Source organism: Rhodospirillaceae bacterium (assembly GCA_002728255.1).
Classification (GTDB): Bacteria; Pseudomonadota; Alphaproteobacteria; order UBA7887; family UBA7887.
This window is the reverse complement of sequence record PBWV01000012.1, coordinates 1-14,040: the sequence shown is the minus strand read 5'-3', so window position 1 is coordinate 14,040 and position 14,040 is coordinate 1. Positions and strand designations below refer to the sequence as shown.

The following is a 14,040-nucleotide window of genomic DNA, read 5'->3' as shown; positions in this document are numbered from 1 at the left end:
CAACAAACCATTATTTAATCCCGATTAAATAAAAAGGACAAAACAAAAGTTAGCAGGCCTACCAGGCCACACTAGATACTGAAGGAACTTCGATGTGTAACAAAAAACCGATAGTGTCCCAGCCATGTTCCTCTGATATTCTCTCAGAGGTTGAGGAATGGCAGATGATCATGTCCCAAGATGCTGAGGAAACGTTGGATGTTTACCTAGATATCAAATCTCCCCATGCCTATCTAGCGGTACGACCTTCGTTGGAGGTCGCGCGGGATTACAGGGTACACATTAACTTCTTACCCTACACCTTGAACTATGTGTCTTTGGGGATCACCACTCGAGTGGATCCAGATAATAAGCGTCGCCCAGCCAATTCGGCAGCAGACCGGAAAGCAAGGATGTACTATGCCACAGCCCGGCAGTATGCCACCCTTCAAGGACTCCCTTTCCGCAGCCCATGCCGCTTACTGGATTCCAACTTGGCAAACAAAGCATTCCTTTTTGCGAAGGCTCAAGATCTGGAGGTGCCATTTTTGATGCGAGTCTGCGTTCAAGGCTGGGGAACCGGCTGGAGAAATTATGAGATTGAATCGCTTAACCAACTACAAAGAACAATGGTGGAAGTAGGCGCCCACACTAAAGACTTTAAGGGATATATGGCCGCAAATGGGAACGCAGAAATCAAACTCCAAGAATGCATGNCAAAGGCCGAAGCATCTGGACTTACGGGCGTCCCACATTATGTCTTTTTCGATACCGCTCTAGGCCACACTTTAGGCCTCTTCGGCCGAGAGCATCTTGCGCTCATCCGCGAAAAGTTTGCCGCAGAAGGGCTAGCTCGCTCTCCTGGGGTTCGCTCAGAATTCTCACATGCATGGCGCGGCCACGTGGATCGAACTCAGAAATAAAGGGCCTGCTGATTCGATCNCCAGCCGCNCCCGCGACGAGACCATTTACGCTTGCTCTATCTGATTTTCTTGACAATATTAGTNAAAGGCACAAAAGAGAAGCTGAATTTAGTATGCGCAAATATACAATGTATCTTTCTATTTTGAAATTATGCCTTCTAGTTAGCTATCTCTTTCTATCCAATACAGCTCTATACGAAACGCTAGTTCTTAATGCATATGGAAAAAAACCAGCCTTAATACTTTTCTATACTCTGTATTTTTGTGGATTTTCTTTGCTCTTCGTCTATTTCTCCTTTTTTAGCGGTACAATTTTGAAAACTATCGTGTTCATACTTTTTCTTGTTTCCGGAATTTGTGGCCAGTATTACTGGACCACAACCGGTTTCCCCATAACGATTGATGCCATTGAAATGGGACTAATCAACATCGATGGACTTGGCCCTCTGGCAGTTGAAACATTACAATCAATAGCCATTGCAGCGGGCACAGCGATAGTTGGCCTATTAGGCGTTTTGTTACCAGCCAAACAGATCCCTATCAAAAATCTGGCAGCCAAACCACTTGTGTACAGATCNGCCGTAGGTCTGTCGATAGTGATGTTACTAGGCACGTCAACCATTGTCGTGGCGAGAAATGGCAACGGAATGGGAGGGATGCCCGTCCAAATATCAACCCTTTTTCCTCTCCCCATTACCCAACTCAGTCCTGGGTTCACCCACCAAGACCGCTACACCCATAGACAAAATAATTCCGCCTCTGTTGTGGTAGTGATCGATGAAAGTATATCCTTTCATCACTTCAAAATGGCTTCCCATTTTATTGAGGACGGGACGTTCCCCCCCATCAACCAGATCGAGAAGAATATGCCCATACTGAAAAACGCCCAATCCTTCCGATCTATGCATAATTGTAGCGCACAGTCAGTGTGGGCAATCATCAATGGCCTGACAATTCAAGATGGTGAAATAACGTTAGAGCCTAGCCTTTGGGAACGCGCAAAAAAAGCCGGTTATCAAACAATATATATTAGTGCCCAAGAAAGGGGATCCCGCTATCAGTACTTTCAAACACCCAATGATATTTCACTGATGGATGAACAACACTTTTTTGGCAGTCTTCCCAATGAAAAAAGAGACCAAGCAGCGTTGGAGCAGATTGCAAAGTCACTGGCAAGAGACGAAAAAGCCTTTATTTTTTTGATTAAGAATGGCTCTCACTTCCCATACAAGGCACAAATTCCAGAGGGCGCGGAAAATCAATATCCTTTCCCAACAAGTATTAACCAAAGAGAACGGGAGTATCTTACTAGCATTTATCTGAACACGTTCCATTTTCTAGGAAAAATTCTGACAAACTTGGCGGCCACAGAGACAATGTTTTTTTACACCTCGGATCATGGACAAAACCTACATGCATCAGGCTTCCCTCACTGCAATTCGACGCAACCCCACGAAGCAGAGTGGGAGGTGCCATTGTTAACCTATAACGTTCCACCCGAGATTAGTGCATCTCTAGTTGTGAATAGCAGAATCTACGGCTCCATCTTGGGTACAATGGGCTACGCTTTTTCGGATGGGATCCCTAACCCTTCTCGAGACCTGTTACTATTTGGCAGCTTGAATACGAGGATTCGTGGTAGCCTAAATCACTTTGTGCCAAATTGATTAATGTTGCTCGCCCGCATCCGTTGTGGAAGTACTTGCCAGTTCATTGCCACAGGCCTCTTACTGATCGCACTTTCGTTTTTTGTTGCCAGCCTAATTATACATTTTAAGCCAATTTCTCTCGACACATCTGAAAATTCCTATTTCTCTCAAACTAGAGTCTGGGCCCATCAAGGGGGTAGCGCAAAAGAATTCTTGCCAAACTCCCCAGAAGCTGTTGCCGCGGCTTTTAGGAGCGGATTTGATGGGGTAGAGTTAGATATATATTTTGACCGAGAACTNGACACTATTATCCTGTCCCATGACAAGCCTTATGTGAAACAAAATGGGGCCCTAGTCACTCTAAACGAGATATCACCTCCGTCCAACGGATGGTTTTGGCTAGATCTTAAAAATCTTTCNGAACTCAAAAGCAAGGATATCAGAAGATTTGCAGAACTTTTATCGCAACTTGGCTTTGCAGAGAGAACTTTGGTTGAAAGCACTGCAATGCGTCAGCTTATATACTTGGACATCCAAGGCGTCCAAACAATTTACTGGATGTCGGCGGGACCCACCCGCACACCGCTTTACTATATCGTCGTCAAAGCATTGCTCTGGGTGTTTGGAATAGATGCTGTAAGCATTAGCACACCCAGCCATCATTATATCCAACCCCACTTCATGCCNAGTTCTATTTTCTCCTTCACAGAGAATTCTGGGGAACGTCTATGCCATTTAACCAATAAACGCGCCATAGCAGTCATCCTGACCGACTTACCGAAGCGGCAGTTCGCTTCGCAATGCCAAATAGATCAATAAGTCTTCTATTTCTCTAATCCATCAACATGCGCGGGGTTATAGCGATGCCGACTCATACAGTATTTTACCCCACGCTAACAGGGAGCATCTAAATCATACCTAGACAATACCTTCCAATCGTTAGCGGCACTCCTGGTGGGAAACCAGCGAGTGTCTTTGCCGATTGCTAAACTCTGCAAAAAATCACAAAGGCCAAAACATTTTTATGCGGAAATCTTTAATGCGTCACCCAAATGGCTTCCAAAGTAAAATCAGCTTGGGAAGCACGGTAAGCGCCGCCAAAAGCGCAACAAACATTGCAGATGCAATCAACACCCCAAAATAGACGGTAGGGATAAAGCTGGAAAGAACCAGGATCGAAAAACCAACGATAACGGTTATGGCAGTGTAAAATACTGCCCTACCTATATTTGAATGGCAAACATGTAAGGTTTCCACATAGTCATTGGTATGATCATATTCTTCCCGGAAGCGGTAAATATAATGAATCCCATTATCTACAGCTATTCCAATGGTAATTGCAGCAATTGTGATGGTCATCATATCCAGTGGGATCTTGGCCCACCCCATTATGCCCAAAACGACCACTGCCCCTAATACGTTCGGCAAAATTCCAATAACAGCCAAGCTGACTGAGCGAAACAGAACTAGNAACATAATAGCAATCCCCAACATCACGGCGCCTATAGTCTTGACCTGGGATACGAACAAACTTTGAAGCATATTATTATAGAGCACTAACAACCCACTCACGATTACTTCCTGCTCTTCAAACCCTAGCTTTTCTCGTAAGTCACGTTGTATCCTCTCCAACAATTCATTTCGCCGCAAACCTGGTTTCGAGTCCAGCACACGAGCCACTATTCTTGCTTCATTGTCATCGATGGATACATAAGGATCAATGAGAGCCCTTCTAACTTCAGGAGGAATTTTTGTGTAGAGAATTGCCAACTGGAATTCGTCAAGCTCTTCTTCCGCTAAATTTTCCGCAACTCGCACGGGTGATATTAACGAAGTAACCTTGCCAATTTCCGGCAGTCCCTCAAGATAGTCGTGAACCTGCCTAATAAGATCAACCCTGTAGGCAGTAAACCAATACTCTGGTGAGTTAGCCGTTGCCGCAAACTCTCGTTCCATAGCAGCAAACTCGAGTTCCATTTGTATCTCTTCCTCAGTTAACCCTTCAAGGTGTTTAGGGTCCAAAGAGTAATCAGAATCATTCAATTCCTCCGGAAATCTTATCAAGATTTCCAACGGTGTAGTCCCCCCAAGCTTTTCATCAATTAGTTTAAGCCCCTGATGAATTTCTGTATCAGCACTAAAATAGTTTATGAAGCTATTTTCCACACGTAGCTGGGTCACACCCCCCAGGCTAATGACGACGGAAACCAGCGTAAAAGCGAGAATTTTATTCCCGTGGGCCTCGGTCAGACGGGCTAGATAGGTTGGCAAGAGGAATCGTCCACTATTCACAGTGGGGTGAGATCCACGCTTTCCCGTCACCATCAACAGTGAGGGAAACATTAAAAATGAGGTAAGAAATGTAACGGCCAGACCGGCGCTCATCATCCAACCAAAGTCGATAACGGGCTTAATTTCGCTCACAACTAGAGAACTAAATCCAATGATGGTGGTGAGAGCCGTATATAGACAGGGTCTCACCATCTTATGCATGGTGTTTCTGACAAGAACTAGCTGATCATCATGAGCATTGTCTCGACTGAGTTGCCGGTACCGTACAATTAAGTGAATATTCATGGAGATAGTGATGATTAACATTAAAGCAAGAAAGTTCGATGAAATTACGGTTACCTTCCAGCCAATTAGACCCAATACACCTGTCATAACCAGACCAGCGTATAAGCAACCAACCAAGGGAAGCATGATCCAACGAACTTCTCGGAAAATCACAAAAAGAATGATTACAAGGAAGGCTAAAACACCACCACCAAAAACAAACAGGTCGGTCCGGATGAATGTTATCATGTCATCCGAGATCATTGGTAGACCGCCGAGATATAGAATACCATCTTGACGATAGGGTTGAATAATCTTCCTGACCTCAGCAACTACCTCGCGGCGCTCCTGATTTACTCGCTCCTGGGCTTGATCAAATGCCATACTGGTCCGCTCTAACAACCTGANTTCCTTATAAGAAAGACCAGTATTTCGTTTTTTGGCTCTGAGTTCATTTCGAGATTTTAGCAGGGAGGCATACGGCTGATTTTCGCTCAATTCCAAAAGTAAAGCCGCAGTCCGGCCATCAGCACTAACAATCAATTCACGATAAATAGGACTATTAAGCAACTCCTCCTTTGCTTTAGCGCGATCGATGCCGACTTTCTCTAGGCTCGGTATATCCTTGATCATTTCTTCAAAAGGCAAATCTGAAATATTTAGGAGGGGCGCATCAAGTATGGTGAACACCCTTGCCACACTTTTAACTTGCTTAAGCTCCTCGCGAAGCCCCCTCAAAGCTTGCAGCGCCTGTTCCGAAAAAAGATCGGCTTGGGGAGTATATGTAACCACAAGTAAATCACCACTCGGAAATCGCTCATGGATTTTTCTAAATTCCTGCAGATCCAAATCATCTTCTAACAGCAAGGAATCTGCTGACGCATCCAACTTGAAATCTTTTGTATGATAACCAAAGAATATTAATGAAGAGAATAGAATAACCAAAACGGCTTTAGGTCGCCCCAGCACTACAGTGTCATAAACTTGCACAATACGAGACACCGTCATGTTTCCTTTTTTAACCCCACTAATCGGCCCAAACAAACATTGACATTATCCGGCCCTGCTTTTTCTAGGATGACTTACTCTGCCGAATGATTGATGACAAGTCCATCTGCGGAAATGATGCCTCACCGCCCCACACCTGACTAAGTCGTAGGCAAAAAAGGGGGCGAGATTGTCCAGCATTCTCTCANAGGATAACGGCTGCACCNCTGAATTTACATGCTAGAAGTTCGACCATAAATGGACAGCTCAATTGCTTCAAACTCAACTCCATCCCCCGAAAGCTCATCGTACATAAAATCCTCTTTGTCCGACTTCGGACGCAATACTTTACCTTCCGGCCCACGAGGAATGTCGTTGGTCGGCCCATAATGCTCTTCAAGCACTTTCACTTCTGACTCTGTTAGCTTTTGGAGGGCACAACGCATGCCCTTAAGATGAGGAACGCCCTGCTCCCGATCAATCAGATCTGGATCGTCGTCAGCGGTTACCACAGCATCTGAAAAATCCCACATACCAGACATCTTTTGCAATCCACCCTGCGATTCTGGTTTCCACCAGCCGTGTGGCACGCGCACCAGACCTTTCGGCATACCAGACCGAGTGTATACTCGACTTATGATCGACCCAGTTGAAGTCTTCACGCGCGCCCAATCACCATCCTTAATATCCANACAATTTGCGTCGTCGGGACTGACAAAAAAGCTTGGGTCCGGCACCCGCTTGCGGAGCTCCGGGATATTGCGATGACCCGTTCGGAAGTACTCATCATCGGCCCAACCGACAAATAATGACATTGGATATTCATCATTAACTGTCGCCGCTTCCCGATAATAGGGCAGCGGATCAAAGCCAAAATCCTTGAGGGTTTCAGAATACAGCTCCACCTTGCCCGACGGGGTGGCGAAACCTGTGTTCAAATACTGCTTATCAGGTAACTCGCCCACACCGCCCTTATTGAGGTTGGGTATATGGTTAGCAGCTACTGCCTCCTCCCAGGTAATCTGCCCCGGCTCAAGACGATAATTCAGCATCTCCTCAGCGTTCTTCCACGGGAATTTTTCAGCCATGCCCATGCGTTTTGCGATCTCATGCCAGAAGGTCACAATGTTACGACACTCTCCAGGTGGCTGCATCGCCTGCTCACTGACTCCAGCCTGCATAGTTGGGCGTTCCAACCACGCGTCTCCCGGCAAAACGTAGTCAGATATCGCCGCTGTCGGTGACATCATATGCTCNTAGGTAACAAGCAAATCTTGCTTCATTAACGCTTCGTATGCGCGTTTGGTATTGGCAAACGCCATTAGTGTATTGTTCGATATCGAAAAAAGCGCTTTGACTGGATAAGGCTTACCATCAGTCATGGCCTTAAAAACCGCCATGGGGCTTGCCATATAGCATCCATTCACAAGATTAGCATAGCGAGTGCCCCAAACTCTTTCGGTGGCATCCTCCATGGGACGCATGCCTTTATAGGTATACACCGGGAACCGATCAATTCCGAGCTGTTTCATCTTCTGCTCTTCAGGCAACACCTCATGACATTCGATTTCGGAATCCGATCGTACTGTCGGACTGAATCCAACAAATTGATCCCCACCTTTGATATCAAGATTACCACTGAGTGCTCGCAACATACACTGTAGGCGGATGGCTGACGTGCTAGAGACCTGTTGGTCTGTGATAGGTGTCCACGGGATGCACGCTGACCCTTCAGTCGCATACATCCGAGCAGCCTTAGCAATCAACTCGGCGTCAACGCCAGTGATGTCTGCCACGCGGTCCAGCGGGTATTCGCGAACACGCTCAGCTAATTGTTCAAACCCAACNGTCCAATCGCGCACGAACTCTTTATCNTAAAGACCTTCCTCGATCATAACATTCAGCCAGCCAAGCGTCATCGCAGCGTCNGTGCCCGCCCGNAGCGGCAACCANACNTCTGCNCGTTCNGCNTTCTCACTCTTGCGNGGNTCCTGNACNATCAATTTAGCNCCGCGTGCCTGCGCCATACGGATAGCCTTGTACTCCATAGTCCAGCTGTGCCGCCTAGGATCATGGCCAATCAATACGATACACTTCGAGTTCATGATATCGGCGCGCGGGAACCAGCCGTAGACGAAGCGATTGATAGCCGCTGTGTTACCAGCGCAATAGGCTACTGACGTGATGAAGTTAGGTGAACCAAGATGGTTCATAAAGCGACGCGTAGTACCATTGTCACCCAACAACCAACCGCCACTATGTGCAACAGCAAAAGCTTCGGGGCCGTACTGATCGACCACCTTCTTAAGTCGGTCGGTGATGTCATCTAACGCATCGTCCCAAGATACGCGTTGCCATTGATCATCACCACGTGCGCCAACCCGCTTCAAAGGGTGGAGAATACGATCGGGATGTGAAAAAGCCTTTGGCGAAAATGCACCCTTCATGCACAACACGTCTTTCAGAATAGGCGCGCTACGCGGAGTCACCCTCACCACACGACCATCTTTAACTTTTGCCTCTACTGGACAAAATCCATCGCAAGTCCCACATATGACCTGCTTAGTAGTTTCAGCCTGATCAACGCTATCAACCCCGCCCGCTTGCTCGACACTCACATCGTTATCAACATCTAGCACGTCAACACCCTCCTCAGAGTAACCCTTGAACCTATTCGGCATTCCACACCTAACAGGCCAATGTTAAAGCAAGACGCGGGAGGTGGTAAACTACTGATTTGTGCCAAAAGGTTGATTGTGGGGGAAGGGTTTGAACCTCCGACCCTTAGATATGCGCCTGACGGCCCCTATGGTGACCAACGGTCTCCGACCCCCTAAACCAAAACTTCAGCAAATGCGAATAACAAGAAACTTACNAAAATTCTGGAGCAACNCCCACTTTTCAGATGTCACAAATTCAGTCCCTTGAATGGCACGATAATAGGAACTTGCGCCACCATCATTTTAATTATTTTGGGCAATGAGCNCCAAAATATCGCCCGCCATCCTATTCGCGATAATCTCATTCCCTAGGCTGTTTAAGTGAACGACATCATTAAAAACCCTTTCTTGTACTGGCTGGAAAATTCGTTGAATGTCAAAAAACCTTATATTGGCATTCGCCTTGAACTCCGTATCCAGTTGCTCAAAAGCGATTGCGAAAGAATCAAATGCCTCAATTATTTTCTCCACGTACAGCGCATCAATGTCACCCGTTACTTCCGTTTTAGGATTTCCGGGAGAACGCCTGAAATCCACACCACTCGAGATCTCAGCCTGTACATCTTTATAGCGAAGTGGGGTTGGCTGTAGATAAGCCAAATATAATCCAGCATATTTACTATGATAACTCGCAATTGCGGATAAATTTGTTTTCAGCGCCCCCCGATAAGTTGGATCCTTGGAACGATAACCCCAAGAAAAGTTAATATAAGGATTTGCTTCATAAACGGAGCGCTTTGNATCATTTTGTGTTCTCAACGCCTGCACCAAAAGAAATTTTTCAAAAAGCCTCTGCGCCATCAAATAAAAATAAGTCAGAATTGGAGGAGCCGCTGGCCTTTTGTACTCGCCTGCACCATGAAAAAGGTTAAAGGTAGTGTAGGTATAGTCTGCCCAGTTCATAACTGGGACTGGAATTCCTTGAATGTAGTGCTGAAAATTAGCGTAGTACGCATCATTATATCCATCAAAGTTGATTGTAATATCTGGATTCAAAAACGCCACCTGCACAAAAAAACGATTCATCTCATTAAAAGAATAGTGTCCCGGAACGCCAAAATTTAATACCTCTATTGTTTTATCTCTCAAAAGATTTGACTCTGACCTCTTAAGAATTTTTTCAAGATGCGCTGAGATGGTCTCGGCATTTGAGTTTGCAGTAAGCCCTGCAGCGCTACTTCCCCCTAAAATAACAATTCGGAAAATATCCGACCCTTTATTCACAAGATCGGGCAACCTTTCTGGCTCTTTCTTTGTGTTTGAAAAGAACCCTTTTTTGTTCACCTTCAAGCCTGTAATTTCGGTGCCCGGGATTAAGTCTGTCTGAGTAAGAGGATTAAACGCACTAGCCACCCTTGGCCTAGAACCCGACCAAGGATGCTCGCGCACCCAAAGTTGTACAGCCTCCCCAACCGTTTTTTCTTTTGTGTAAACAGTGTGCACGCTAAGAGCTACAAAACAACCAAACTCAAGCCCAAAAATCGTCAGTATAGAAATTAGCAAATAAGCGCCGTACTTGCCCAACATATCAAATTCACCTCAGNTCCCTAGGTAAAAATTAATAACCAAATAGAAATACAGTGCAACACCTAACCAACNAGCACGCCCCAGTCTCTCCCCCGAAAAATTGCTTATGCAAGGCCGCAGTAGTTAAATCAATCAATGCCAACAATTAATCCAATTCAAACTTACTGCGGTAGTCCNAACGTAGGCCCTCTGGCTGCCTCACCTTCTGCAGGTAGCAGCTTCCCAGCACCAAAACATCCAATTCAGTTCCCATAAAACACCGGAACGCGTCTTCTGGCGAACAAACAATCGGCTCTCCACGAATGTTGAAACTAGTATTCACTAAAACCGGACAGCCAGTGATTTCTTTAAACTTTGAAATTAAGTCATAATATTTCGGATTTTCTTCTCTCCTAACGGTCTGTATCCGCGCTGAATAATCCACATGAGTAACGGCCGGTATAGTAGAGCGCTCAACATTTAATTTATCCATTCCAAACAGTTCTTGGTCCGCTGGACTCATGGGGATACGTTTTTCCTTTTTGATATTTGCAACCATCAGCATGTAAGGACTATCAGAATCAAAATCAAACCAATCAGCAACGTCATCTCTCAGAATCGACGGCGCAAAAGGCCGAAAGCTCTCGCGATATTTGACCTTCAAATTTAAGTTTCTCTGCATGCTCGGTGACATTGGATTACCCAATATGGACCGGCCCCCAAGTGCTCTGGGACCAAATTCCATTTTACCCTGCATCCATGCTACGGCCAGGTCGTCAGCTAAGGCTAACGCCGTTTTATCGATTAAGTCAGACCAACTTAGCACCTCAAATGTAGCGCCGCTCTCCGTTAGATAATTCTGGATATACTCGTCACCATACTGCGGCCCTAAAAAAGATCCCTTCATACCGTCATAAGAATCACAGAGCTTTCGAGGTTGACCTTTGTGTAAATGAAATGCTGCAAAAGCCGCGCCAATTGCGCCACCCGCATCACCCGCTGCAGGCTGAACCCAAATGTTCTCAAAAGACTCATCCTGATGAATTTTACCATTTGCTACACAATTAAGTGCGACGCCCCCAGCTAAGCACAAATTCGGAATCTTATATTCATCTGAAAGGGTTCGCGTTATTTTTAATACTATAAATTCTGTAACTGCCTGAATCGAAGCAGCGATATCCATATGAAATTGGGTCAGCTTGCTTTCTGGTTGTCTTCTCGGTTGCCCGAAAACAGATGCAAATCTATCGTTGGTCATTGTCAGGCCAGCACAGTAGTTGAAATACCGTTGGTTTAATCTAAATGAACCATCACTCTTAACATCAATCAGATGTTTGCAAATCCTATCAAAATATTTTGCCTCGCCATAAGGGGCGAGGCCCATAACTTTATATTCTCCAGAATTTACCTTGAAACCTAAGTAATAGGTGAACGCTGAATACAGCAAACCGACAGAATGAGGAAAATGAATCTCCTTTTTCACCTCTAAACCATTTTGACTACCAATCGCGATCGATGTGGTCGCCCATTCCCCGACGCCATCCATTGTTAACACCACTGCGTTCTCAAAAGGCGAGGGATAGAAAGCCGCCGCCGCGTGACTCAGATGATGCTCAGAAAACAGCATCCTTGTATCCCAACTTTGGGTGCCACCCATTTCACTGAGGTGCTTCGTCAACAAGCGTCGTTGAAAGAGCTTTTCCTTTATCCAAATAGGTATAGCTTTTGAAAACGAGGAATACCCGGATGGGGCAAAAGCCAAATATGTCTCAATTAGTCTTTCGAATTTCAAAAACGGTTTTTCATAAAAAACAGCGAAGTCAACTTCGTCAGGCCCAATACCCGAATCGTCCAAACAAAATTGGATCGCATTAGTCGGAAAATTTGCATCATGTTTTTTTCTAGTAAACCGCTCCTCCTGGGCGGCAGCCAAAATACTCCCATCCTCAAGTAGAGCGGCAGCAGCGTCATGATAAAACGCTGAAATTCCAAGCACCCTCATAGCAAGCTTAATTAAAACAACGTGTAGACAAAGGGCGCAACTGCTGAACCTTCAATCAAGACTATCAAGCCCCCAAAAATTAACAACGTCACCATGATTGGAAGCAACCAGAATTTCTTCCGGATCTTCATGTAACGCCAAAATTCACTCAGGAATGCCAATCTACAATAATCCTCAAAATTGATTGGTCAAACTGTTCCGAACCTCGTCTACTGGCTCCCTCACCTCCCAATAGGTCTTGTGTCCCTTTTGCAACTGAAGCTTCAAGGGGTCTTTTTTTAGCACTCTTAAACCCAGGGCCATGGGGGTAACCACACCAAAGAATATAAACCCCATGACTATGGGGCTAATAACTCGATGCAACAATTGACCAAAAACAAACCAAGCCTTGTTTGGGTACCTTAAACTGTCCGGCCAAACAAATGCCAATCCTATCATAAGTAGGCTAAATATCCCAAAAATTATAGCCAACGAAATACTGCTTCGCCAAAATAGTGCCACTAAAATGGCGAAAACAACTGCAAATATTAGCCCAAAAGACCTTTCGGATCCCACCTTCACCGACCTGTCGATCGTATTTGGATCTATAGCCATCTCAACACTCCTCTTACTAGAATACGCTGAGATCATAGGCTCCATTTAACAACTTGTAACCACTATCTTACCTAACACTTATTTCAAAAGATGAGCAAAACACTGAACTCGGCGATATCTAAGATTAGGCGAGAAAGGTCTCCAAGTATAAGCCAACTTCAAACTGTGCCTCAAAATCACCCTGGCCTCAGCAAGCAGCCTCACGACACCATTTAACCGCCTGCACTGAGTTTCAGAATCTGACGCGGCAAAGCCGAGACAGAACTAGAAGGTCGAATTTGGGGCCGTATTGGAGTCCGAAAAAACCAGTTTGCGGCGAATTTGCGGCAAAACGCGCGCACGCGGACACGCCTCCCGACTGGGAGGTCGTAAACTACTGATTTATCGTAAAAAGGTTGGTTGCGGGGGAAGGATTTGAACCTCCGACCTTCAGGTTATGAGCCTGACGAGCTACCAGACTGCTCCACCCCGCGTCAAAACCGGTCAACAACAATCACCTTGGAAGACCTGGCAGCGACCTACTCTCCCACGCCTTAAGACGCAGTACCATCGGCGCTAAGGGTTTTCACGGCCGAGTTCGGAATGGGATCGGGTGCGGGCCCCCTGCTATAACCACCAGGTCATCCAAGGTGATCTAATTAAAATGGTGCCCCGACGGGGGACACAATTCACAGACCCTTGTGCCACAAAACGACACTCTAGGGAATGGTAGCTGTATCATGAGGTAATCTGGCGCGCTCTTGCGGCTGTGCATAGTTCTCTTCTCAAGTCTGATCGAGCTATTAGGACCGGTTAGCTTCACACATTACTGCGCTTCCACACCCGGCCTATCAACGTGGTCGTCTTCCACGGCTCTCAAGGGAAACCTGGTTTCGAGGAGGGCTTCTCGCTTAGATGCTTTCAGCGATTATCCCGTCCGCTCTTAGCTACCCGGCTATGCCGCTGGCGCGACAACCGGTCCACCAGAGGAGCGTCCATCCCGGTCCTCTCGTACTAGGGACAGCGCCTCACAAGTTTCCAACACCCACGGTAGATAGGGACCGAACTGTCTCACGACGTTCTAAACCCAGCTCACGTACCACTTTAATCGGCGAACAGCCGAACCCTTGGGACCTGCTCCAGCC

General features: G+C 46.1%; 9 protein-coding genes, 1 tRNA gene and 2 rRNA genes. 3 read left to right on the top strand and 9 right to left on the bottom strand.

Annotation, left to right across the window (positions count from 1 at the left end):
• The first annotated feature begins 92 nt into the window (after nt 1-92).
• The 3 genes from CMM32_02845 (at nt 93) to CMM32_02835 (ending at nt 3,370) form a co-directional block, all read left to right on the top strand.
• Nucleotides 93-902, top strand: a complete 810-nt coding sequence (locus tag CMM32_02845) for a hypothetical protein (GenBank protein ID MBT05836.1) — start codon at nt 93-95, stop codon at nt 900-902.
• Nucleotides 689-2,569 (top strand): hypothetical protein, encoded by a 1,881-nt coding sequence (locus CMM32_02840; GenBank protein ID MBT05835.1) that lies wholly within the window; start codon nt 689-691, stop codon nt 2,567-2,569. Before CMM32_02845 ends, CMM32_02840 begins: the two co-directional genes overlap by 214 nt.
• A gap of 3 nt (nt 2,570-2,572) precedes the next feature.
• On the top strand, nt 2,573-3,370 hold the full coding sequence (locus CMM32_02835; protein ID MBT05834.1) for a hypothetical protein: 798 nt from the start codon (nt 2,573-2,575) through the stop codon (nt 3,368-3,370).
• A 225-nt stretch (nt 3,371-3,595) separates the two neighbouring features.
• Here the strand turns inward: CMM32_02835 and CMM32_02830 are convergent, their stop codons facing one another.
• From CMM32_02830 to CMM32_02790, 9 genes are all read right to left on the bottom strand, one after another.
• Nucleotides 3,596-6,115 (bottom strand): hypothetical protein, encoded by a 2,520-nt coding sequence (locus tag CMM32_02830; GenBank protein MBT05833.1) that lies wholly within the window; start codon nt 6,113-6,115, stop codon nt 3,596-3,598.
• Between the two features lie 212 nt (nt 6,116-6,327).
• Nucleotides 6,328-8,775, bottom strand: a complete 2,448-nt coding sequence (locus CMM32_02825) for a dehydrogenase (protein ID MBT05832.1) — start codon at nt 8,773-8,775, stop codon at nt 6,328-6,330.
• 282 nt (nt 8,776-9,057) lie between these two features.
• The gene (locus tag CMM32_02820) at nt 9,058-10,341 is read right to left on the bottom strand and encodes a hypothetical protein (protein ID MBT05831.1); all 1,284 of its coding nucleotides are present in this window, start codon (nt 10,339-10,341) and stop codon (nt 9,058-9,060) included.
• Nucleotides 10,342-10,486: 145 nt separating this feature from the next.
• Nucleotides 10,487-12,322 carry a hypothetical protein gene (locus CMM32_02815; GenBank protein MBT05830.1) on the bottom strand — a complete coding sequence of 612 codons (1,836 nt, stop codon included), beginning with the start codon at nt 12,320-12,322 and terminating at the stop codon, nt 10,487-10,489.
• An 11-nt stretch (nt 12,323-12,333) separates the two neighbouring features.
• Nucleotides 12,334-12,483, bottom strand: a complete 150-nt coding sequence (locus CMM32_02810; GenBank protein ID MBT05829.1) for a hypothetical protein — start codon at nt 12,481-12,483, stop codon at nt 12,334-12,336.
• A gap of 13 nt (nt 12,484-12,496) precedes the next feature.
• Entirely contained in the window at nt 12,497-12,916 is a 420-nt protein-coding gene (locus CMM32_02805; GenBank protein MBT05828.1) for a hypothetical protein, read from the bottom strand.
• 396 nt (nt 12,917-13,312) lie between these two features.
• Nucleotides 13,313-13,389 (bottom strand) — tRNA-Met (locus tag CMM32_02800).
• Nucleotides 13,390-13,421: 32 nt separating this feature from the next.
• Nucleotides 13,422-13,536 (bottom strand): 5S ribosomal RNA (rrf, locus tag CMM32_02795).
• A gap of 144 nt (nt 13,537-13,680) precedes the next feature.
• A 23S ribosomal RNA gene (locus CMM32_02790) occupies nt 13,681-14,040 on the bottom strand; the annotation flags it as partial.